The 21,787-nt window shown below is 51.1% G+C and carries 25 protein-coding genes; 18 read left to right on the top strand and 7 right to left on the bottom strand.

What is annotated here, in order from left to right; genetic code table 11:
• Positions 1 to 39 precede the first annotated feature (39 nt).
• The 3 genes from KK083_RS14115 to KK083_RS14105 all read right to left on the bottom strand — a co-directional run bounded on the left by KK083_RS14115 (position 40) and on the right by KK083_RS14105 (position 2,321).
• Entirely contained in the window at positions 40 to 1,065 is a 1,026-nt protein-coding gene (locus KK083_RS14115; RefSeq protein WP_254163894.1) for a ligase-associated DNA damage response exonuclease, read from the bottom strand.
• Between the two features lie 155 nt (positions 1,066 to 1,220).
• Entirely contained in the window at positions 1,221 to 1,712 is a 492-nt protein-coding gene (locus KK083_RS14110; protein ID WP_254163893.1) for a SixA phosphatase family protein, read from the bottom strand.
• 99 nt (positions 1,713 to 1,811) lie between these two features.
• Positions 1,812 to 2,321 (bottom strand): nuclear transport factor 2 family protein, encoded by a 510-nt coding sequence (locus KK083_RS14105; protein WP_254163892.1) that lies wholly within the window; start codon positions 2,319 to 2,321, stop codon positions 1,812 to 1,814.
• A 123-nt stretch (positions 2,322 to 2,444) separates the two neighbouring features.
• Here KK083_RS14105 and KK083_RS14100 point away from each other — a divergent pair, with 123 nt between their 5' ends.
• Entirely contained in the window at positions 2,445 to 3,599 is a 1,155-nt protein-coding gene (locus KK083_RS14100) for a tetratricopeptide repeat protein (RefSeq protein WP_254163891.1), read from the top strand.
• A gap of 8 nt (positions 3,600 to 3,607) precedes the next feature.
• Positions 3,608 to 4,150: an HD domain-containing protein gene (locus tag KK083_RS14095; protein ID WP_254163890.1), complete on the top strand. Its 543-nt coding sequence runs from the start codon at positions 3,608 to 3,610 to the stop codon at positions 4,148 to 4,150.
• A gap of 190 nt (positions 4,151 to 4,340) precedes the next feature.
• On the opposite strand, the gene pepE is transcribed toward KK083_RS14095, so the two are convergent.
• A complete protein-coding gene (gene pepE / locus KK083_RS14090) occupies positions 4,341 to 5,048 on the bottom strand; it encodes a dipeptidase PepE (RefSeq protein WP_254163889.1) in 708 nt (235 codons plus the stop codon).
• An 88-nt stretch (positions 5,049 to 5,136) separates the two neighbouring features.
• Here pepE and KK083_RS32520 point away from each other — a divergent pair, with 88 nt between their 5' ends.
• Complete coding sequence (locus tag KK083_RS32520; RefSeq protein WP_262899523.1) at positions 5,137 to 5,268, top strand: hypothetical protein; 132 nt, start codon at positions 5,137 to 5,139, stop codon at positions 5,266 to 5,268.
• A 102-nt stretch (positions 5,269 to 5,370) separates the two neighbouring features.
• Here KK083_RS32520 and KK083_RS14085 read toward each other — a convergent pair whose 3' ends face one another.
• Positions 5,371 to 5,940 (bottom strand): thioredoxin family protein, encoded by a 570-nt coding sequence (locus KK083_RS14085; RefSeq protein ID WP_254163888.1) that lies wholly within the window; start codon positions 5,938 to 5,940, stop codon positions 5,371 to 5,373.
• A 229-nt stretch (positions 5,941 to 6,169) separates the two neighbouring features.
• On the opposite strand from KK083_RS14085, the gene KK083_RS14080 reads away from it, so the two are divergent.
• A complete protein-coding gene (locus KK083_RS14080) occupies positions 6,170 to 6,373 on the top strand; it encodes a hypothetical protein (protein ID WP_254163887.1) in 204 nt (67 codons plus the stop codon).
• A gap of 64 nt (positions 6,374 to 6,437) precedes the next feature.
• Positions 6,438 to 8,237 carry a tetratricopeptide repeat protein gene (locus KK083_RS14075; RefSeq protein WP_254163886.1) on the top strand — a complete coding sequence of 600 codons (1,800 nt, stop codon included), beginning with the start codon at positions 6,438 to 6,440 and terminating at the stop codon, positions 8,235 to 8,237.
• Between the two features lie 145 nt (positions 8,238 to 8,382).
• Here KK083_RS14075 and KK083_RS14070 read toward each other — a convergent pair whose 3' ends face one another.
• Together KK083_RS14070 and KK083_RS14065 are read right to left on the bottom strand one after the other, a co-directional pair.
• Entirely contained in the window at positions 8,383 to 8,937 is a 555-nt protein-coding gene (locus KK083_RS14070; protein WP_254163885.1) for a hypothetical protein, read from the bottom strand.
• Positions 8,921 to 9,493: a YkgJ family cysteine cluster protein gene (locus KK083_RS14065; RefSeq protein ID WP_254163884.1), complete on the bottom strand. Its 573-nt coding sequence runs from the start codon at positions 9,491 to 9,493 to the stop codon at positions 8,921 to 8,923. Before KK083_RS14065 ends, KK083_RS14070 begins: the two co-directional genes overlap by 17 nt.
• Positions 9,494 to 9,872: 379 nt before the next feature.
• Between KK083_RS14065 and KK083_RS14060 the strand changes: the two genes are divergently transcribed.
• From KK083_RS14060 to KK083_RS14000, 13 genes are all read left to right on the top strand, one after another.
• Entirely contained in the window at positions 9,873 to 10,202 is a 330-nt protein-coding gene (locus tag KK083_RS14060) for an NADH-quinone oxidoreductase subunit A (RefSeq protein ID WP_317195228.1), read from the top strand.
• Between the two features lie 14 nt (positions 10,203 to 10,216).
• On the top strand, positions 10,217 to 10,777 hold the full coding sequence (locus tag KK083_RS14055) for an NADH-quinone oxidoreductase subunit B (RefSeq protein ID WP_254163882.1): 561 nt from the start codon (positions 10,217 to 10,219) through the stop codon (positions 10,775 to 10,777).
• A gap of 4 nt (positions 10,778 to 10,781) precedes the next feature.
• Positions 10,782 to 11,282 (top strand): NADH-quinone oxidoreductase subunit C, encoded by a 501-nt coding sequence (locus KK083_RS14050; protein WP_254163881.1) that lies wholly within the window; start codon positions 10,782 to 10,784, stop codon positions 11,280 to 11,282.
• Positions 11,283 to 11,284: 2 nt separating this feature from the next.
• Positions 11,285 to 12,499: an NADH-quinone oxidoreductase subunit D gene (locus KK083_RS14045; RefSeq protein ID WP_254163880.1), complete on the top strand. Its 1,215-nt coding sequence runs from the start codon at positions 11,285 to 11,287 to the stop codon at positions 12,497 to 12,499.
• Between the two features lie 170 nt (positions 12,500 to 12,669).
• A complete protein-coding gene (gene nuoE, locus KK083_RS14040) occupies positions 12,670 to 13,224 on the top strand; it encodes an NADH-quinone oxidoreductase subunit NuoE (RefSeq protein ID WP_254163879.1) in 555 nt (184 codons plus the stop codon).
• A 12-nt stretch (positions 13,225 to 13,236) separates the two neighbouring features.
• A complete protein-coding gene (gene nuoF / locus KK083_RS14035; RefSeq protein WP_254163878.1) occupies positions 13,237 to 14,598 on the top strand; it encodes an NADH-quinone oxidoreductase subunit NuoF in 1,362 nt (453 codons plus the stop codon).
• 113 nt (positions 14,599 to 14,711) lie between these two features.
• Positions 14,712 to 15,716 carry an NADH-quinone oxidoreductase subunit G gene (locus tag KK083_RS14030; protein WP_254163877.1) on the top strand — a complete coding sequence of 335 codons (1,005 nt, stop codon included), beginning with the start codon at positions 14,712 to 14,714 and terminating at the stop codon, positions 15,714 to 15,716.
• On the top strand, positions 15,713 to 16,753 hold the full coding sequence (nuoH, locus tag KK083_RS14025) for an NADH-quinone oxidoreductase subunit NuoH (RefSeq protein WP_254163876.1): 1,041 nt from the start codon (positions 15,713 to 15,715) through the stop codon (positions 16,751 to 16,753). The genes KK083_RS14030 and nuoH overlap by 4 nt, the downstream gene beginning before the upstream one ends.
• Before the next feature lie 22 nt (positions 16,754 to 16,775).
• Positions 16,776 to 17,345 carry a NuoI/complex I 23 kDa subunit family protein gene (locus KK083_RS14020; protein WP_254163875.1) on the top strand — a complete coding sequence of 190 codons (570 nt, stop codon included), beginning with the start codon at positions 16,776 to 16,778 and terminating at the stop codon, positions 17,343 to 17,345.
• A gap of 96 nt (positions 17,346 to 17,441) precedes the next feature.
• On the top strand, positions 17,442 to 18,026 hold the full coding sequence (locus KK083_RS14015; protein ID WP_254163874.1) for an NADH-quinone oxidoreductase subunit J family protein: 585 nt from the start codon (positions 17,442 to 17,444) through the stop codon (positions 18,024 to 18,026).
• Positions 18,023 to 18,355, top strand: a complete 333-nt coding sequence (nuoK, locus tag KK083_RS14010; RefSeq protein WP_262899522.1) for an NADH-quinone oxidoreductase subunit NuoK — start codon at positions 18,023 to 18,025, stop codon at positions 18,353 to 18,355. Before KK083_RS14015 ends, nuoK begins: the two co-directional genes overlap by 4 nt.
• The gene (gene nuoL / locus KK083_RS14005; RefSeq protein WP_254163873.1) at positions 18,349 to 20,268 is read left to right on the top strand and encodes an NADH-quinone oxidoreductase subunit L; all 1,920 of its coding nucleotides are present in this window, start codon (positions 18,349 to 18,351) and stop codon (positions 20,266 to 20,268) included. The genes nuoK and nuoL overlap by 7 nt, the downstream gene beginning before the upstream one ends.
• Positions 20,269 to 20,304: 36 nt before the next feature.
• A complete protein-coding gene (locus KK083_RS14000; protein WP_254163872.1) occupies positions 20,305 to 21,777 on the top strand; it encodes a complex I subunit 4 family protein in 1,473 nt (490 codons plus the stop codon).
• Positions 21,778 to 21,787: the final 10 nt, after the last annotated feature.

The raw sequence follows: 21,787 nt of genomic DNA, 5'->3' as shown, positions 1-21,787 counted from the left end.
CGGTAACCTACCCCAACTTATAACTTTAAACCTGCAACTTTAAACCTGCCCTTCCTCCTTCGCACTCTCATCTATCTCCCCCAACTCTCCCTCGAACCGGGTCTTTACTTCGTAAGCTTCGATGGCCCTGGAGCTGAGCCATTGCGAGAATATTTCTGCATAGCCATGCGTAACGAATACTTTGCTGGCGCCGGTTTCGCGGATGGCGAGGTTGAGGTCATCCCAGTCTGCATGGTCAGACAATACGAAACCCCTGTCTGCACCACGTCTTCTCCGGGTGCCACGCAGCTTCATCCAGCCAGAGGCAACACCCAGCGAATACGGCAGAAACCTGCGCATCCACGGCGAACCCAGCGCAGAAGGCGGGCACACGATCAGGGCTCCCTGGAGGTCGGGCTTTTTGAACTCATCTGTCACACGTGGTGCTTCCGGTAAAACAAAACCTTGTTGCCGCATCACCTCATTGATGGAGTCTACGGCGCCGTGCGTAAAGATCCTGCCGATGGAGGCGTCTACATTTTTCAGGATCCGTTGTGCTTTGCCCAGGGTATAACCCGCGATGACGGAAGTTTTTCCCTGCTGCTGATTGTTCCGCCACCACGCATTGATCTCATCGAAAACCTCCTGCTGCGGTTTCCATTTGTACACGGGCAAACCGAACGTGGACTCAGTAATGAACACGTTGCACTTCACCGGTTCAAAAGGTGTGGAGATGCCATCGTGCTGCAGTTTGTAGTCGCCCGAAAAAACCCACACCTCGCCGCCATGTTCTACCCTGATCTGCGCAGACCCGGGAATATGGCCCGCCGGGTGAAATGAAAAATCCACGCCATTGATGTTGAGTGTTTCTCCGTAAGCAAGGGTTTGAATATTATCCTGCAGGTTGAGGCGGTGCCTGATCACCGGCATGGCGTCTTGTGTGCACAGGTAATGTTTGTGGCCCCAATGCGCGTGGTCTGAATGGCCATGGCTGACGATCGCTTTATCCACAGGCTTCCACGGATCGAGGTAAACACCTGCCCGCTCACAAAATATTCCTCTGTCAGTGAATTGAAGCAACGCCATGGTTAAAGGTACGAAATACGACGTACGAGGTACGAAGCATAAAATACAAGGTACGAGGTACGAAGTACGAGGTACGGATAAAAACCATACCGTTACTACGTAGCCGGCATTCCGTACTTCGTACCTCGTATTTCGTACTTAGCATGACCTCGTACTTAGTAGTTGAGCCACGTGACTTTAGCAGCCTTACCGCGTTCGAGCACGGTAACAATGAGGATATTACCATAGTCTGTGTCGGGGAACGTTTTGTATTCATCCTTGCCTGTGAGCAGGTTGGCGATCTGTGGTATGGTGTTGGAGTGGCCGCCGATCACCACAGTTCCACCGGTATATTTGCTGATGATGGCATCGATCGTTTCGGGTTTTGCAGCATCGTACACCTGCACCTCGAGCCCTTTCTGCTGCGCCAGCGGAGCCACGGTGTTCCTGGTTCTTTTATAACGTGTTGAATAGACGGCGTCTACCGATGTATTTTTGAACAACGCTGCAAACTTCCCGGCGCGTTCGAGTCCCTCAGACCTGAGATCCGGATCATCCGTACCATCACTCGCCTTTTCCGCATGACGCACCAGGATGAAAGTGGTTATCTGGGCCGATCCCTGAAACGCGAGTGCAACCAAGATGAGAAGTAACAGTGTTTTTTTCATAGTATGTGTTTTTAGGTACGAGGTACGAAATACGAGGTACGGACGCGCTCTAACGTACTTCGTACCTCGTATCTCGTACTTATTCTTACTCCTTAATTCTTATTCCTTGCTCCTTTTCTTCTTGATCTCTTCTGGTATCTGACACCCGGATTTCCTTCGGGTATCGGCAAGATGAACGATCTTCCAACCATCCTTGCCTTTGTGCAAATGAAAAGCATCCACGCCGCAGTGACTGAAATTTTTGCCGGCATAGAAGGCGTAGTCGCACCATGCCTGTGCCAGGTCACCGTCCTGCTGGATCTTCAGGTTCCAGATCTCTTCATACCACACCTCTTTGTGGGGTGTGCCCACCGCTTTCAGGAAACCATCAAGTGAATTTTCCTGGCGCAGCACCGGTTCGTTCTGCTGATTGCGGAATACAGTAGCCATTACGGGAGAACGTGTGAACGCTTTGTGCACCATGGCGCTGTCGCCCAGCTCCATTCCTTTGAAAAGGCTGTTGATCACTTCTTTGATGGCAGTTTCGTCAGGTGTTGCCTGTCCATAACTTTGATGGCTAAACATTGTCATGAGAACAAGGGCAACGGTTACCGATAGTCTTTTGATCATATTCAGGATTTTAGCGGAAGTTGGATCATTTCATGCATCAACGCAATTCAAAATTACGTCAGCGGATGATTCTATCTTAATATGCAGAAATATCTTAATTTTAACCCCGCACATCATAGATTTATGATCAGAAAATCGATACTCAACCTTCTTTTGTGGGTTCTGGTGTCTTCCCCCGTGCTGGGGCAGAAAACCGATAGCCTGTTAGCATTGCTGGATACCATTCAGGGCGATAAAAAAGTGAAGACGCTCAACGAGCTCTTCAGGGCCAACCTGACCTCAGATCCCGTCAAGGCCTTGAGCTACACACGCGAAGCCCTCAACCTTGCCAGCGAGATCGACGACAAGCGGGGCATGGCAGCATCGTATAACAACCTCGGCGTTGCCTACCGAAACCAGGGCGCCCTCGACAAAGCGCTGGAGTATTACATCACCTCCATGAAGCTTTACACGGACCTCAATAACAAAGAAGGGATCGCCACCACCAAGAACAACATCGCCAACATTTACTCCATCAAGAAAGACTACGGCCAGGCCATGCGTTATCTTGAAGAGTCGTATAATTTGCTCAACCAGCTCGGCGACCAGTACCGCATCATCGGCTCCATGAACAACCTGGGCAACCTTTACAGCGACATCCAGCTGTACGAGAAAGCGCACAAATACTATTCGGAGGCGTATCAGCTCAGCGAAAAGGCCGGGGCAGCGTTTGCCGATCCCCTGACCAACATTGGCAACATCTTCTTCCGGCAGGGCAACTACCAGAAAGCGGTTGAGCATTACACAAAAGCGCTCAGCATCGAAGAACAGAACAACAACAAGCTGGGTATACTGAACATTGTTACCAACCTGGGCATCACCTTTACCAAGGCACGGCAGCCGAAGCCGGCGCAGCAATACCTGGAGCAGGCCACCAACCTGAGCACGGAGCTGCAGGCCTTCACCACGCTGCCCACCATCTACAAGGCCAGCGCTGAAAATTTCTCCAACCTCGGCAAATGGAAAGAAGCTTATGAGATGCAGCTGAAATACGACGAGGCACGCGAAAAGATCTACGGTGAAGAGAGCAGCCGCAACATTGCACAGATGGAGATGGTGATGGACTTCCAGGAAAAAGAACGCGAGCTCGACATGCTCAAAAAAGAAGACGAGATCAAGACCTTGCAGCTGCGCAACAGCCGGCTTTTCATCATCCTGGTGATCCTGGGCATTCTCGTTGTGCTGGCACTTTTCAACCTCTTCTACCTCGACAAGAAGCGGAAACTCATAACCCCCTGAACCTTCCGATGATCACACTGACTGAAGCGCGTCAGCTCCTGGCAGAGATGACGAAGAGCGCAAGCCTGCTACGGCACATGCGCACCGTAGAGCTTGTTATGGAAGCCTACGCAGATAAATTCGGAGAGAGCAAGGAAGAATGGGCAGTAGCGGGACTGTTGCACGATGCAGACTATGAAGTTCACCCCGAACAACACCCCGGCGTGATCGTGCAGAAGCTTCGCGATGCCGGTGAAGAGAAGATCGCTCACGCCATCTCGGCCCACTACACCAAGTGGAACGTGCCCTACACCAACCAGCTCGATAAAGCCTTGCTGGCATGCGACGAGATCACCGGTTTTATTGTAGCCTGCTGCCAGGTGCGGCCAGACGGTATCGCCACCCTCGAATCCAAATCGGTGATCAAAAGATTAAAAGACAAAAGCTTCGCAGCAAAAGTAGACCGTGAAGAAGTTTACAAAGGCGCGGAGCTGCTCGGGGTTGACTTACAGGAGCACATCGCTTTTATTATCGACGTACTTCGGCGAAACAGAGCGGAGCTGGGAATCTGAGAATAGTAGGCAGTAGGCAAATCCCGATAGTCATCGGGACAATAGGCAAGTGCACAGCTATTGTCAAGGTACGCTACGGTTCTTATTTTTCAGGAAAGCCATGATTCTATTGAAGGTCTCTCCAAACGTGATAGGAGCAATTGCCTACTGCTACGATCGCCTGCGATCGTAATTTGCCTATTGCCTACTATTACAACAGGAAACTAAGATCGTGGTCCGGCTTAAGTTCTTCAACCGGTTTCCCATGTTTATAGAGTTTCGCAACACCGTTTCCACGCAACACAAGGTTGTCTCCATTCCTTTGCAACAGCATTCCTTCGGGCAGGCCGATGATCTTTTTCGAGGGGTTCATTACGAGGAACTCTTCCAGCCTTTCTTTGCGCGTTTCACCTCCCTGTCCTTCGAACTTCAGCTCGTGGTAGTGTGGGTTGATCTGGAAGGGAACGAGGTCAAGCGCTTCAAATGAGGGTGGCCTGACCACAGGCATATCGTTGGTGGTCATGATGGTGGGGCACGCCAGGTTGGCGCCTGCGCTCCAGCCGATGTAAGGTGTGCCTGACTGCACCTTTTTGCGCACAATTTCCAGCAGGTCAAACTCATACATCCGCGCAAGCAGGGCAAAGGTGTTGCCGCCGCCCGTGATGATGGCCTCCGCCTGTGCCACGGCCTGTTTCTTATCTTTCTGACGATGAACACTTTGCACATCATAGCCCAGCGCCTCAAATACCTCCTTCACTTTTTCTTCATATTCATCAAAGGAGAAAGTGACGGCCGCGAAGGGGATGAACAGCAGTTTCCTGATCTCTGTTTTTAAAAATTCCTGAACCCAGGGCCTCGGCCAGGTAAAAAAAGGAGTTCCCGGAAGGGTTGAGTTGCTCAGCATCAATACTTTCGTCATGTTACAATCGTATGCACAATTTTAACTCAAAATTCATTTCTGATTTCGTGTGAAACCCATAGATTTGTCATGAAAATCAAAAACAACCATGTTTCAACAGTATATCGGAGACGGAGCTAATGTTTTTATCGCCATCGTAGCAGTGCTGATTGGTTTTGCCACAGCATTGGGATACGTTGACTTCCTGAAAACAAAAAAGGAACAAGACAAGAAAAATTGATTACCTCCCGTAGCAATATCAACAAAAAGCCTCGTGGTAATCTCCGCGAGGCTTTTTTATTATTTCCACGACCTTAAGGTCGTGGCTATTCGCTCCCCAATTTCAGGGGTTACTCACCGAATACGGTGATTTGTAGATCTTTTCGAATTCTGCTCTGCCGGCATCGCCATTCTTGTAGTAGCCGGTCATAAAATAGCTGAGCATCTTATGGAACTCTTCCCGTTTCTTGAATCCGGGGATCGGAGAAACTGATTTGAAGTCTTCTTCAACAAAAACAATTGACGGGTAGCTGAGCTGATTGTTCAGCAGCACCGCTGCCAGCTGGTGCGTGCCATTATTCCCGTAAGACACAAACTTGTAAGTAGTTCCGCGAAAGACAACGTCTGCTGTCTGCTCTGCATTGAATTTAACGGGATAGAATTTTTCATTGAGCAGCCTGGCCACTTCCGGATCGTTGAAAGTGTTCTTGTCCATCACCTTGCACCAGCCACACCAGTCTGTATAAACATCGATGATGATCTTCCTTTTTTCTGTCTTCGACTTTTCAACGGCTTGCTCGAAGGTCATCCATTTTACCACCGATTCCTCTGCCGGAGCCGGGGTTTCAACCTGGGTCATGGACATCAGCAGCAGGGCGGCTAAAACCATCGATCCTAAAAATATTCTTTTCATCCGCAGTAACTTTTAAGGTCTATGCTCAACAAATTTAACGATAAAAGAGATCAATCGATATGATAAATATTGATTGACGCAAATTGTAACCCTCCGGCATCCGGTGGGTATTCTGTACGAAGGCTGTGATCAGTTGTTCATAACCGTACAACCCATCCGCCAAAACATTGAAATTTCTTCAGAAAACCAACTTCCGGGGAGCTGGCACAACATTCGCCAAGGGCAAGACATGAAACGGGGTATCGACCATAAAGCGCTGACCATGATCCTGGGCATTCTCGTTGCCCTGCTGGTGGCCATTTCTGTATGGGCGCAAACTCCGCCGGAAACACCGGCCTCCCGCGCCAGGCTCATCACTCCCAAACCCGTGCTTCCCACCATTAGCAGAAGCGTGATCAGGACTACCCTCGACATCATGCTGTATAAAAATTAACGCCGTCTTCACACTGTGCAGTGGTGAACGTTCTGTAATTTTAGAGGCACCATTAACCGCGTCCATGAAGAAAAGTGTACTCACAACGGCCATCGTATTCGTTTTCTTTCTCGCTCAGTCGCAGGACTTCAGCCAGTCACAGAACGCGCCGCTGACCGACAGCCTCAAAAGAAACCTGGAACAGGCACAAACTCCGCTTCAAAAGATCTTCTGGCTGGGAGAGTTGTCGGGGTTCTATATGAACATCAACACGCCCCTGTCTGACCAGTACGGAAGCCAGCAGCTGGAGATCGCCGAGCAGAGCCGTGACAGGATCCTGATGCTCAAGGCGCTACTATCCAATGCAGACCGCTACTTCTATTCGAACGGACGTCAGGAATACATCGAGAAGGCCATTCAGTTCGGCCAGCGGGCGCTCGACCTTGCCAAGTCCAGCCACGTAGACGATTATACCGCGTGGGCCTATCTCTACCTGGCCAAAGGTGCAAGAGCCAATGGCGAGAACGACAAGGCGCTGAACTACAATACGCTCGCGGTTTCCATGGCTTCGGTGCTCGACAATGACTCATTAAAAGTAATGGCCTTCAATTCGCTTGGCGACACCTATCTGAACCGCGAAGAAAAGCTCCTTGCCTTCCGGAACTATCTGCAGGGCATGAACCTGGCCGAGAGCCTTAACAATTATTCGCTGATGACGAACTCTTGTTATAACATGTCGGATTTTTATGCCGAGCTGGGAGACTACGAAAAATCGAAGGACTATCTTTTTAAGGTGAAAGATCTGACAACCAGGTTTAACAAGCCCTATGACCGCCTGAATGCCTACCAGTATCTCGGCTACATCTATTCACGCAACAAACAATACGACCTGGCTACGCGGTATTATGAAACTGTTGTGACCTTGTCAGACAGCCTGAAGCTCAACGTTTACAAGCTCAACGCCTATTTCGGTATCCTCAATCAATATCTGGTGATCAACGAAGGAAAAAAAGCGTTTGATTATCTCCGGGAGAAACCTGAGCTGAAACAGTTCCTGCTGCAGGCTGACTTCGATTACTTTCTGCACCAGTTCTACGCATCTGCCCATGCTTCAACCGGTAATTATGACTCCGCCCTTTATTATTACAGAAAGGCAGAAAAAGGTTTTGAGGCCAAGGTCAACAAGGCTAACGTCTCATGGTTCTATAGCCAGTTCGCGCAATTCTTCAAAAAGAAAGGCGACCATCAGAAAGCGCTGGAGTACTGGCTGAAAGCGAAGAAGATCGCAGAAGAAACAAAGAACATAGAAAACCTGAAAGACATTCACGCCAATCTCGATTCTACTTACCAGGCGCTTGGAGATTACCGCAATGCCTATGCGCAAAAGGCCCGGTACCATCATTATAAAGACAGTCTTGAAAAAATGTCGACTGAAAAAGACCTGCTCTTGCTGGAAGTTGACAATGAGAACAAACGAAAAGAGAAAGAGCTGCTGCAGGCTGAAGAGGCGCGCCGCGAACGGCATAACATTCAATACATGGGCATCACGGCAGGCATCGCGGGTGTGTTCATCGTGCTGGTGATGCTGGGGGCCTTCAGTGTTTCCAAGAGCACCATCCGTATATTGGGTTTCTTCGCATTCATCTTCCTGTTCGAGTTCATCATCCTGCTGGCCGATAACCAGATCCACCACTGGACCCACGGCGAACCCTGGAAAATTCTGGCCATCAAGATCGGACTGATCTCCATCCTGCTTCCGCTTCATCACTACACGGAAGAACGTGTGATCCACTACCTCACCTCACGAAAATTACTGACGATGAATGCGAAGGGGTTATTGCAGAAATGGACGCAGAAAGGAGAAGCTGCGCCGGTTGATCATTGATGTTGAAGAGTCCACGGTCCACAGTCGACAGTCCACGGACGAGCGGTGAACCGTCAAGTCGATGTGTAACTTTTTAAATTGCTGCAGACTAATCGTCGATGTGACCCGAATTACTGTGGTCTGTGGACCGTCGACTGTGGACTCTTCACGGTTTCTTCGGTTTCTTCGCGGCGGAGCGCAAATTGAAATAATCCGTATTGATATTAAAGATCAATGAGAAGCGGTTGGGTGAAATGATCTTGAAAGGTTCTTGGGGCGAGAGGTTGATGTTGTAGCCGTAGAACAGGTTGGCAAATCCCAGCAAAGTCACGCCCGCCCTGGGTGTCAGCATTAGTGACTCGTTATCAAAATCAGTGTAGTAGGTCATGTCTGCCGCGAGGCCGAACAATCCTGCGGTGACTTCATATCCGATCTTGGGGCCGAAGATGGGCTCGTCGTCCTTGATCAATCCGTCGATGGTAAAGTACGGTCCTGCGGAAGCCAGGGCGAGGGGATGAACATAGATCTTATGCCATGCAATGCCCGCCTCTACAAAAGCTGTTTCCTGGGCGCCAACGCCGATCTTGGGAATGATGTGGGGTTTGGTCCAGTAACGTTCGAAAGGTTTGATATCTACTGTATCCTGACCGTTCGCTGCGCAGAAGGCCATCAGCAACAGCATCAAGGGGAAGAGCGCCTTCAGTTTAATTTCGGTAAGCATAGTAGTGAAGCACTGTTTCTATGGCCTTGCGGATCGCCTGGTTGACTGGATAAAAATTCCGCGCCAGCTCCGGATCGATCGCATGCAACTGCATATAATATTGATTCATCACAGGTAAAGCCGCTCCCCCTGCAACCTGCTGCTGTGTCTGCTCATAAGCGGTCTGTTGTTCTGTTTTGATGATCTGGCAGGTCACCAGCTCACGGGTGCCATACTTGTTCACCCGGGCCGAATATCCGAAGAGCCGGCAGATCAGTCCGCGGTGTGTGTACTCGGAGCACAATCCAACGCCATGCTGCGAAGGATTCAGGATGTGACATATTTCCTGGTCTGAGGCCTGCAGCTTGTCGAGCCAGGCGTAGGCTTCATCGTGCTCATAAAGATAGTGGGCAAACGGCAGGAACTCCAGCGCCGTTGCTTCGATATCAGGTTTAAAACAACATTTGCCGCACCCTGTTTTGCAATGTAAGGTTGACCACGATTGGAAAGCAGAAATCGCGTTGTCGAGCCCCTGAAACACCTCCTCTACCGCCCGAACTTTTTCAATGAGTGACAATGTTGAAAATGAGATTAAAATGTATTGAGATTAAAATGTAATTAGAGTTCCATCACACGCCGTCGCTAAGCTATGGCGTGCGAGGCAAGGTAACAATAATCCCGTTTGCTTTGTTCTGAAGGCACTGTTCTCAACCGATTGCAGAAGAGAATAACCAGGGCCTGGGAAACGGTGCATTTTCTGCACCTCCACCGCTTATTGAAATTCGGGATTTTCAGCGTGGATTTAAGCAAAAAGTGGGTTTTATTTGTTTTCGCAATTGATGTCAGAATATTGCAGGTAATAATATTTTGTACTGAAAATTAAACTTAATTTTGGCCGCCTTTTAACGTGATTTATGACGAACCCCGGCTTAGTTGACTATTTACCGATTTTGTTGATGTTCCTGCTGGCAGCCGGATTTGTGGCTGTCACCATGGTGGTCACCCACTGGCTGGGTCCCAAACGCAAGACCAAGGTAAAGCTCGAATCTTTCGAATGCGGCATCGAGCCAAGGGGCAACGCGCGCCAGGCTTTTCCTATCAAATACTTCCTGGTGGCTATTTTATTCGTGCTTTTTGATGTGGAAGTGATCTTCATGTACCCCTGGGCGGTGAATTTTAAAGAATTCGGCGTGACGGGCTTCATTGAAATGATCGTGTTCATCGGCTTGCTGCTGGTGGGCTTCTTCTATATTATCAGGAAAAAGGCTTTAGAGTGGGAAGATTAACAGAAACAAGAGAGATGCAAGCTACTTCAGATATTAAACCGATCACGCTCGTTGAAAAGCCGGAAGGCTACGAAGGTGCAGGTTTTTTTGCCACCAGCCTGGAAAAGGTAGTGGGTATGGCCCGCAAGAATTCCATCTGGCCTCTTCCGTTTGCCACCTCCTGTTGTGGCATCGAGTTCATGGCCACTATGGGAGCGCATTACGACCTGGCCCGTTTCGGATCTGAGCGCCTCAGCTTTTCGCCAAGGCAGGCAGACCTGCTGATGGTGATGGGTACCATTGCCAAGAAGATGGGACCCGTACTGCGCCAGGTTTATGAGCAGATGGCCGAACCCAGGTGGGTGCTGAGCGTTGGCGCTTGTGCCTGCAGCGGTGGCATCTTCGACACCTACAGCGTATTGCAGGGCATCGACCGCATTATTCCGGTAGATGTTTACGTGCCGGGCTGCCCTCCCCGCCCTGAACAGATCATTGACGGCATTATGAAAATTCAGCACCTCGTAGAAACGGAATCCTTCCGCAGAAGAGATTCACCGGAATACAAGGCCATGCTGAACAAATATGGCATTGAATAACCCCATGGATAGTACGGTTCAAGAGAAAATTGTCAGCATTATAAAGGAGAAATTCGAAGGTGAGATCCTTTCTGTGGAAACGCCTTACGATTTCCTGACCATCAACCTGAAAAAGGAGAACATCGTTGAGATCATCCAGTATTTGTATGATCACAGCGAAGCGAAGTTTCAGTACCTGACCACACTCTGTGGCATTCACTATCCTGAAGCAGGCCAGATCGCCATCATGTACCAGCTTCACAGCCTGGTGAACAACTGGCGCATCAGGTTGAAGATCTTTCTGCCCGCCGAGAACCCGGTAACACCCACACTCACAACGGTATTCGCCGGCGCAAACTGGATGGAACGCGAGACCTACGATTTCTTCGGCGTGAAGTTCACCGGGCATCCTGACCTGAGAAGGATCCTGAACGTGGAAGACATGATCATCCACCCGCTGCGGAAAGAATACCCGCTGGAAGACCAGACCCGTGAAGACAAAAAGGACTACATGTTCGGACGATAAGCATGGCAAAAGAAGAGATCATAAACACCACCAGCACCGAGGTAGAACAGAAACAGTACACTACCCTCAACCTCGGCCCCACACACCCGGCCACGCATGGCATCTTCCAGAATGTGCTTACCATGGATGGCGAAGTGATCATTCACTCCGAGCCTACCATTGGTTACATTCACCGTGCCTTCGAAAAATTATCGGAACGCCGGCCGTTCAACCAGATCACACCGATCACGGACCGGATGAACTACTGCTCCGCTCCCATCAACAACATCGGGTGGCACATGACCGTGGAGAAGCTCATCAACGCAGAGATCCCCAAGCGTGTGCAATACCTGCGTGTGATCATCATGGAGCTGGCCCGCATTTCTGATCACCTTATCTGTAACACGGTGATCGGGGTGGATACCGGTGCCCTGACGGGATTCGTTTACCTGTTCCAGTTCCGCGAGCTGATCTACGAGATCTACGAAGAGATCTGCGGCGCGCGCCTCACCACCAACATTGGCAGGATCGGCGGCTTCGAGCGCGATTTCTCCGACAAGGCATGGGCCAAGATCGACAAGTTCCTGAAAGAATATCCGCAAGCCCTCAAAGAATTCGAGAACCTGGTGAAACGCAACAGGATCTTCATGGACCGTACCATCGGCGCCGGACCTATCACAGCCGAGCGTGCTTTGAGCTACAGCTTCTCGGGTCCTAACCTGCGTGCCGCCGGTGTCGATTATGACGTACGTGTGATGAACCCGTACTCATCTTACGAGGATTTCGATTTTACAATACCTGTAGGCCTGAATGGCGATACCTATGACCGTTTCATGGTGCGCCAGGAAGAAATGTGGCAAAGCCTGAGCATCATCAGGCAAGCCATCGAGAAGCTGCCTGACGGCCCTTACTTCTCCCCTAACGTCCCTGATTTCTATTTGCCTCCCAAGCAGGAGGTGTATAATAATATGGAGGCGCTCATCTATCACTTCAAGATCGTGATGGGTGAGACCGATGTGCCGAAAGGCGAAGTTTATCACTGTGTTGAAGGCGGCAACGGTGAGTTGGGCTTCTACCTCATCAGCGATGGCGGAAGAACCCCTTACAGGCTGCACATGAGAAGGCCGTGCTTTATCTATTATCAGGCATACCCTGAAATGATCAAAGGCACGAACATCTCCGATGCGATCCTCACCATGAGCAGCATGAACGTGATCGCCGGAGAGCTGGACGCTTAGAATAGTAGGCAGTAGGCAATGAGCAGTAGGCAAGGTGTAAATACGGGCAAAACGTACCTCGTTCCCGAGAGCTATCGGGATCGTACCTCGTACCTAAGAAAGAGTGAATTGAAATAAATAGTGAGGTCCCTGGTCTTCGTACTTCGTACCTCGTAATTCGTACTTACAAAATGGCTGATACCAAACCTGTACAGTTCACCGATGCCGCGATGGCGTTGGTGCAGAAGATCATAAAACGATATCCGGAAGGAAGGCAGAAGTCTGCTTTGCTTCCTGTGCTCCACATCGCGCAAGCTGAATTTGGCGGATGGCTCAGTACCGAGACCATGGATTATGTGGCGGGCATCCTCAACATAAAGCCCATCGAAGTATACGAGGTGGCATCGTTCTACACGATGTACAACCTGCAGCCCGTTGGCAAGTGTGTGCTGGAAGTTTGCCGTACAGGCCCCTGCTGGCTGCGCGGCTCCGACGACATCATCCAGTATCTCGAACAGAAGCTCGGCATCAAGGAAGGAGAAACGACAGCCGACGGAATGTTCACCCTGAAAACAGTGGAGTGTCTCGCCTCGTGTGGCAGCGCGCCGATGATGCAGGTGGGCAACCATTACATCGAAAACCTCTCCGTTGAAAAAATGGACGAGGTGCTCAACAAATTAAAAGAAACGCATAATGTTCCATCACCGGATTACGGATCGCCGTATCCTGTGACCCCTGGAAAATAACGGTATATAAAAATGGGAAGGAAGTTATTATTAAAAGACATCGACGTACCCGGTATCAGATCGTTTGAAGTATACCGGAAGCAGGGCGGTTATGCCTCCGTAGAGAAAGCGCTGAAGACCATGACGCCTGACGCCGTGATGGAAGAAGTGAAGAAATCAGGACTCAGGGGACGCGGTGGCGCAGGTTTCCCTACCGGGATGAAGTGGAGCTTCCTCGACAGGAAGTCTGACAAACCCCGCTACCTCATCTGCAACGCGGATGAAAGCGAGCCCGGCACTTTCAAAGACCGTTACCTGATGGAGTACATTCCCCATGCGCTGATCGAAGGCATGATCGTATCGAGCTATGCGCTGGGAGCAAAAGCATCTTACATCTACATGCGCGGCGAATTCCGCTGGATCTTCCCCATCCTTGAAAAAGCGATCGAAGAAGCACGCGCTGCCGGATTTATCGGAAAGAATATTCTCGGCACCGACTACTCGCTTGAAGTATATGTTCACTCCGGTGCAGGCGCTTACATCTGCGGCGAAGAAACAGCGCAGATCGAATCACTGGAAGGAAAACGCGGCAACCCAAGAAATAAACCCCCGTTCCCTGCCGTGGTTGGTCTGTATAACTGCCCCACAGTAGTAAACAACGTTGAGTCCATCGCGGCGGTGCCTCCCATCATCAACATCGGTGGAGATGAATACGCCAAGATCGGTGTTGGCAAAAGCACCGGCACCAAGCTGATCTCCGCCTCGGGCCACATCAACAAACCCGGTGTGTATGAGATCGAGCTGGGACTTCCCGTAGAAGAATTCCTGTACTCGGATGAATACTGTGGTGGTATCTGGAAAGGAAGAAAATTGAAAGCCGTTATTCCCGGCGGATCTTCCGTACCGATTCTGCCGGGCGACCTCTTCCTGAAAAATGCGAAGGGAGAACCACGGGTGATGAGCTACGAATCGCTCGCCGACGGTGGTTTTGCCAGCGGCTCGATGCTGGGCTCCGGCGGATTTATTGTGATGGATGAAACAGCCTGCATCGTGAGAAACCTCTGGACGTTCGCGCGCTTCTATCACCACGAATCATGCGGTCAGTGCTCACCCTGCCGCGAAGGAACAGGCTGGATGGAAAAAGTGTTGCACCGGATAGAGACCGGCCATGGAAAAATGAGTGACATCGACCTGCTGGTGGATGTTGCCAAAAAGATCGAAGGAAATACCATCTGCCCGCTGGGCGACGCAGCAGCCTGGCCGGTAGCCAGCGCGATCCGTCACTTCCGGGAAGAATTTGAATATCACATCAAGTATCCTGAGAAAGTAAAGGATCCGAAACATTTTGAAAAGGAACCTTTTGTATCGGAGCGGAACGCGGTAGTAGCGGCATAGAATAGCCGCGAGCTACAAGCTTTGAGCTGCGAGGGAGCGCTTCAATTGGAGCTACTCGAAGCTCACAGCTGGCAACTCGAAATTTATATTTAAACTGATATCAGAATTAAGGAATGATAAAAGTAACAATAGACGGAATAGTAACTGAGGTACCTGAAGGCACAACCATCCTCCAGGCTGCCCGCCAGATCGGCGGAGAGATCGTTCCTCCCGCCATGTGCTACTATTCCACTTTGAAGAACAGCGGTGGAAAATGCAGAGCATGCCTGGTGAAAGTGGCTGCGGGATCGGCGAAAGATCCGAGGCCTATGCCCAAGCTAGTGCCCTCATGCATTACCATGGCCCAGGATGGAATGGTGGTAGAGAACATCACCAACCCGTCGGTGCTCGAAACAAGAAAAGGTGTGGTTGAATTCCTGCTGCTCAATCACCCGCTGGACTGCCCCATCTGTGATCAGGCTGGCGAGTGCGACCTGCAGAACTTTGCCTACGAGCATGGCATGTCCAAAACACGTTACGAAGAAGAGCGCAGAACTTTCGAGCCGATCGATATCGGAGACAAGATCAAGCTGCACATGAACCGCTGCATTCTCTGTTACCGGTGCACCTATGTGGCTGACCAGCTCACCGACAACCGCGTTCACGGCGTACTGAACCGCGGCGATCATGCGGAGATCAGCACCTACATTGAAAAGGCGATCGACAACGACTACTCGGGCAACATGATCGACGTGTGTCCCGTGGGCGCGCTGACCGATAAAACATTCCGCTTCAAGAGCAGGGTGTGGTTCACCAAGCCGCTGGATGCGCACAGGGATTGCCCCAAGTGCAGCGGCAAAGTGGTGCTGTGGACAAAAGGAGAAGATGTATTGCGTGTAACGGCGCGCAAAGACCAATACGGCGAAGTGAAGGAGTTCATCTGCAACGAATGCCGCTACGATCACAAAGACATGAAACACTGGGTGGTGGAAGGCCCGCGTCACATAGACCGCGGCTCCGTGATCGCACAGAACCATTATGAAAAGATCGATCTGCTGAAGCTGAAGCAGGATGTTGAGCGCCAGCTCAAGTTTCAGGCAGGAAAACAACTTGACGCCAATAACACACTTTCAGCATGAGTGAAGTTCTGACCTTTAAGCTAATTCTCGTTTTCGCAGTGTTCGGTATCACCCTGCTGGTGGCCATGTACTCCACGTACCTGGAAAGGAAAGTGGCCGCCTTTATCCAGGACCGCGTGGGTCCTGACAGGGCCGGTCCTTTCGGGCTGCTCCAACCGCTTGCCGACGGTGTGAAGATGTTCATGAAAGAAGAGATCATTCCCAACGTATCGAACAAAACGCTGTTCATCATCGGCCCGTGTATCGCCATGCTCACCGCCATCATGGCCGGGGTGGTGATCCCGTGGGGCGGAACGCTGGAGATCAATGGAACACAATACAACCTTCAGATCGCCGACCTCAACATCGGCATCCTCTACATCTTTGCCGTTGTTTCTTTCGGTGTCTACGGCATCATGGTGGGAGGCTGGGCATCGAACAACAAATTTTCACTGCTGGGCGCCATCCGCGCTTCGGCACAGATGATCAGCTACGAGCTGGCCATGGGCCTCTCCATCATTGCGCTGATCATGATCACCGGCACCCTGAGCCTGAGCGAGATCAGCAGCATGCAGGGCGGTGGCATCGGCGACCAATGGAACCTGTGGAACATCGTGTATCAGCCGGTAGGTTTTATGATCTTCATCATCTGCGCTTTCGCGGAATGTAACCGGATGCCGTTCGACCTGCCCGAAACTGAAACGGAGCTGGTGGGCGGATACCACACCGAATACAGCAGCATGAAGCTCGGCTTCTACCTGTTTGCCGAATACATCAATATGTTCACATCATCTGCCGTGATGTCGACACTTTATTTCGGAGGATACAATTTCCCGTTCATGAACGACCTGGGGCTCGCGCCGAACGTGGTGACCATTCTTGGCACCGTGGCGCTGTTCCTGAAGATCGGGTTCTTTATCTTCTTCTTCATGTGGGTGCGCTGGACACTGCCGCGCTTCCGCTACGACCAGCTCATGAACCTGGGCTGGAAAGTACTGATCCCGTTGGCGATCCTGAATGTTGCCATCACAGGACTGGTAATGATTTTGACACAATAAAAAATAACAAGGAGAAATTGCCATGCAATCCCTATCAGGAAGATCGAAAGTTGTAGTTAAGAAAGAGATGACCTTTGCGGAGCGCATCTACCTCCCGGCTATTCTGGGCGGGGTCATCATTACCCTGAAGCACCTGTTCAAAAGAAAGGCCACGATAAAATATCCTGAAAAGAAAAGAGAGTTCAGCCCCGTATGGCGCGGCCACCATGTGCTGAAACGTGACGACAAAGGTGCCGAGCGTTGCACCGCGTGCGGTCTCTGCGCCGTAGCCTGTCCTGCCGAAGCCATCACCATGACCTCGGGCGAGCGCAAAAAAGGTGAAGAGCATCTGTATCGCGAAGAGAAGTATGCAACCACCTACGAGATCAACATGCTGCGTTGCATCTTCTGCGGTCTCTGCGAAGAAGCCTGCCCCAAGGAAGCGATCTTCCTTACCGACAGGCTCGTGACCACCGAGTACGGAAGGGACGAATTCATTTACGGAAAAGACAAACTGGTAGAACCTGTTGATAAACGAATTGATGTTACCAAACGGCAGACCCCTGCTGTGCTGGAATTTAAAAAACACAAAGAGTTCAGCCACAATAAGTAGAATTTAGAATATAGATTTAGGAGTTAGAATCCGGAATGGACTAATTTTAGCCCCGCCTTTCAAGGCGGGTATCCAAAATATTAACTACAAAGTATCGTGACTTTATACGCGTTTTATTTCCTCTCCTTCCTGGCAGTGCTGAGCGCACTGATGGTGGTATTTTCGAGGAACCCGATCTATAGTGTACTGTACCTGGTGATCACCTTCGTTTGTGTGGGTTGCCATTACCTGCTGCTGAGCGCAGAGTTCCTGTTTGCCGTGCACATGATCGTTTACGCGGGTGCCATCATGGTGCTCTTCCTCTATGTGATCATGCTCCTGAACCTCAACAAAGAAGATGAGGCGCACAAAAGCAATTACCTGAGGTTTGCCGCCGTGATCTCCGCCGGCCTGCTTATGATGGTTGTAGTGGCTGCCCTGCGTGGTGCAGAAGCTTCACAGGTTGACTTCAGCACCGTCAGCAACATCGGCAAAGTAAAGGTGCTCGGCAACCTGCTGTTCAACGAGTTTCTCCTGCCCTTCGAGATCGTTTCTATCCTGCTGCTGGCTGCCATGGTAGGCGCTGTCATGCTGGCTAAAACACACATGAAAAGAACCGCCGAACCCACGCACAAGAAGAACGGACGGGCAAGCGTTGCAAACCAGAACATTACCACCAACATAAAAGAACTTACCAAATGAACGAGAACATAACGCAGGCCGTTCAGGGCATCCCGCTGAACTACTACATCTGGCTGAGCACTGCCTTGTTCGTGATCGGCGTGCTGGGTGTACTGTACCGCAGAAATGCCATCATCATCTTCATGTGTATCGAGCTCATGCTGAATGCCGTCAACCTATTGCTGGTAGCGTTCTCTGCTTACCACGGCGACGGCTCCGGACAGGTATTCGTTTTCTTCATCATGGCCGTGGCTGCCGCGGAAGTTGCCGTGGGCCTGGCGATCCTCATCGTGATCTATCACAACACACGCACAACCGATATTAACGTACTGAATAAACTGAAATGGTAATGAGTGATTTGATTGGTCTTATACCGCTCGCTCCCCTCCTGGGTTTTCTCTTCATCGGACTGGTCAACAGGAACCTGACCAAAGGATGGGTCTCATTCATCGCCTGCGGATCGGTGTTCGTTTCGTTTGTGATCTCGATAGCACTGTTCATCGGCCTTCTGAACGCACCTGAAGGACAGTCGTCACTGACCTTTACCGCCTTTGACTGGATCAGCGCCGGCAACTTTTCGGTATCGTTCTCATTTCTCGTAGATCCGCTCAGCTCCCTGATGATGCTGATCATCACCGGCGTAGGATTCCTGATCCACGTATACTCCGTAGGTTACATGCATGACGATGACGGTTTCCACCGCTTCTTCATGTACCTGAACCTCTTTATCTTCTTCATGTTGTTGCTGGTGATGGGCTCCAATTATCTGCTCATGTTCGTAGGCTGGGAAGGTGTAGGCCTCTGCTCTTACCTGCTCATCGGCTTCTGGTTCAAGAACCAGGACTACAACGATGCCGCCAAGAAAGCCTTTATCATGAACCGCATCGGTGACCTCGGGCTGATCCTGGGTGTTATCCTCATCTTCATTCATTTCGGCAGCATCAACTATCAGGATGTATTCGCCAAAGCCGGAGAATTCCCGGCAGGCGCTGAGTTCATCACGTGGATCACGATCCTGTTATTTGTAGGCGCCATCGGAAAAAGCGCCCAGATCCCATTGTACACCTGGCTGCCTGACGCGATGGCCGGTCCTACACCTGTGTCTGCGCTCATCCACGCGGCAACCATGGTTACGGCAGGTATCTACATGATCGCCCGTAACAATGTGTTGTATACACTGGCGCCGTTCTCGCTTGAGATCGTTACCATCATCGGGCTCGCTACTGCGGTATTCGCTGCCACCATCGCCATTGCCCAGACCGATATCAAAAAAGTGCTCGCGTATTCTACCGTGAGCCAGTTAGGATTGATGTTCGTTGCCCTCGGCGTGGGTGCTTATACCACTGGTATCTTCCACATGGCGACGCACGCGTTCTTCAAAGCGCTGTTGTTCCTCGGCGCGGGCAGTGTGATCCACGGCCTGAGCGGTGAACAGGACCTGCGCAACATGGGTGGACTGAGAAAATATCTTCCGGTCACTTTCCTCACATTCCTCATCGGCACGCTGGCCATCGCGGGTATTCCTCCGTTCGCGGGTTTCTTCTCTAAAGACGAGATCCTGGCAAACGCCTTTGCACACAGCCCTGTCATCTGGGGATTCGCCGCCTTCGCATCGCTGCTCACAGCCTTCTATATGTTCCGCCTGTTCTTCCTCACATTCTCCGGAAGCACCAGGGCATCGGAAGAAGTAAAACATCATATCCACGAATCGCCGAAGAGTATGACCGTTCCACTGATGGTGCTGGCCGTGCTTTCACTCGTAGGTGGATTTATGGGCGTACCTGAAGTGCTGGGCGGAAGCCACGCGCTGAACCATTTCCTTGATCCGGTTTTCGCGCAGTCAAAAGCATTGTCTGAAGCACACCATCATCTTGACCACAATACCGAGTTCACCTTGATGGGCACGATCGTGGGCCTCACGCTGGTGATGATCCTCATCGCTTACTTCATGTATGTGAGAGGCCGCCGGGTACCTGCTCCCGATACCGTTACACTGAACGCAGCCCATAAGCTGGTGCGCAACAAATACTACATCGACGAGCTCTACAACGCCGTGATCGTGAAGCCGCTCAATGTGCTCTCCAAAGTATTTGACTCACTGGTGGAGAAGCTTGTGATCGACAACATTGTGAACGGCACCGGCAAAGTGGTGACCTGGAGCAGCAAGACCCTGCGCCTGATCCAGACCGGAAACACAGCCTTTTATATTTTCGCCATGGTGATCAGCATCATTATCCTGCTGGCCGCCAAAAGCCTGATCTGATCCGATTGTATTTGAATTGAACCGATATACGCAACGATGTTAACAACTGCACTTATTTTCTGGCCTCTGGCAGCAACCCTGATCCTGCTGGCGCTCGATGCGCCGCTGGCAAAAGGATGGGCCCTCGCGGCTTCTCTGGTTGAGCTTCTTCTGACCATTATTGTGGTGGTTCAGTTCGAACCAGCTGCGGGCAACCAGTTCGTTGTAAATTATCCCTGGGTGGCTTCGTTGGGTATCAGCTTCTATGCGGGCATCGACGGCATCAGCCTCCTGCTGGTACTGCTTACCACACTGCTTACGCCGTTGATCGTGCTCTCGTCGTTCAAGAACAGCTACGACAAACCAGTTTCGTTCTACAGCCTCATCCTGTTCATGGAAGCGGCTCTGGTTGGCGTGTTCGTGGCACTGGACGGATTCCTCTTCTACATCTTCTGGGAGATGGCATTGATCCCGATCTACTTCATCTGCCTGCGCTGGGGAGGTGTGAACCGCGGCGCCGTAACATTGAAATTCTTCATCTATACGCTGGCGGGAAGCCTTGTGATGCTGGTGGGACTGATCTACCTGTATTTCCAGACACCGGGACAGCATTCTTTTGCAGCAGAAGCGCTCTACGCTGCAGGTCAGGCGCTGCCTGCATCAACACAGGGGCTGATCTTCTGGGCGATGTTCCTCGCTTTTGCTATCAAGATGCCGATATTCCCTTTCCATACCTGGCAGCCTGACACTTACAACACCGCGCCGACACAAGGCACCATGCTGTTGTCTGGCATCATGCTGAAGATGGGGATTTTTGGCGTGATCCGCTGGTTGTTACCGGTGGTGCCACAAGGGGTAAACGAGTGGGCCTCCACAGCCATCATCCTTTCCGTGATCGGCATCGTGTATGCGTCATGCCTGGCCATCGTGCAGAAAGACCTGAAGCGCCTCATTGCCTATTCATCCACCGCCCACGTTGGCCTGATCGCCGCCGGATTGTTCACGCTGAACAAGATCGGCATGCAGGGTGCCATGATCCAGATGGTGAGCCACGGCATTGTGATCGTAGGTTTGTTCTACATCATCGATATCATCTTCTCAAGAACCAGCACGCAGGAGATCGCATCGCTGGGCGGCATCCGCAGCGCGGCACCTTTGCTCACCACCGTGTTTGTTGTGGTGATGCTGGGCAGCGTAGCCCTGCCACTCACCAGTGGTTTTGTAGGCGAGTTCCTGCTCATCAACGCGGTGTTCCAGTATAACCACGTGGTAGGCGCCCTGGCGGGACTTACCATGATCCTCGGCGCAGTTTACATGCTGAGAAGCTTCCAGCAGACCATGCTGGGCGAAACCAACACCCGCACCAGGAACTTTATCGACCTGGGCACGAACGAAAAAATTGTTCTGTACCCGATCGTTGTGCTGATCATCATCATTGGCATCTATCCCGCGCCGCTCCTGAAGATCTCGGAAGCCGCCGTGGATAGCCTCTGGAATGTGATCGCGAACTACCAGGCTGTAAACCAGTAATGAAGTAATT

It is taken from the genome of Chryseosolibacter histidinae, assembly GCF_018598225.1.
GTDB lineage: Bacteria > Bacteroidota > Bacteroidia > Cytophagales > Cyclobacteriaceae > Chryseosolibacter > Chryseosolibacter histidini.
This window is presented reverse-complemented; position numbering and strand designations above follow the sequence as displayed.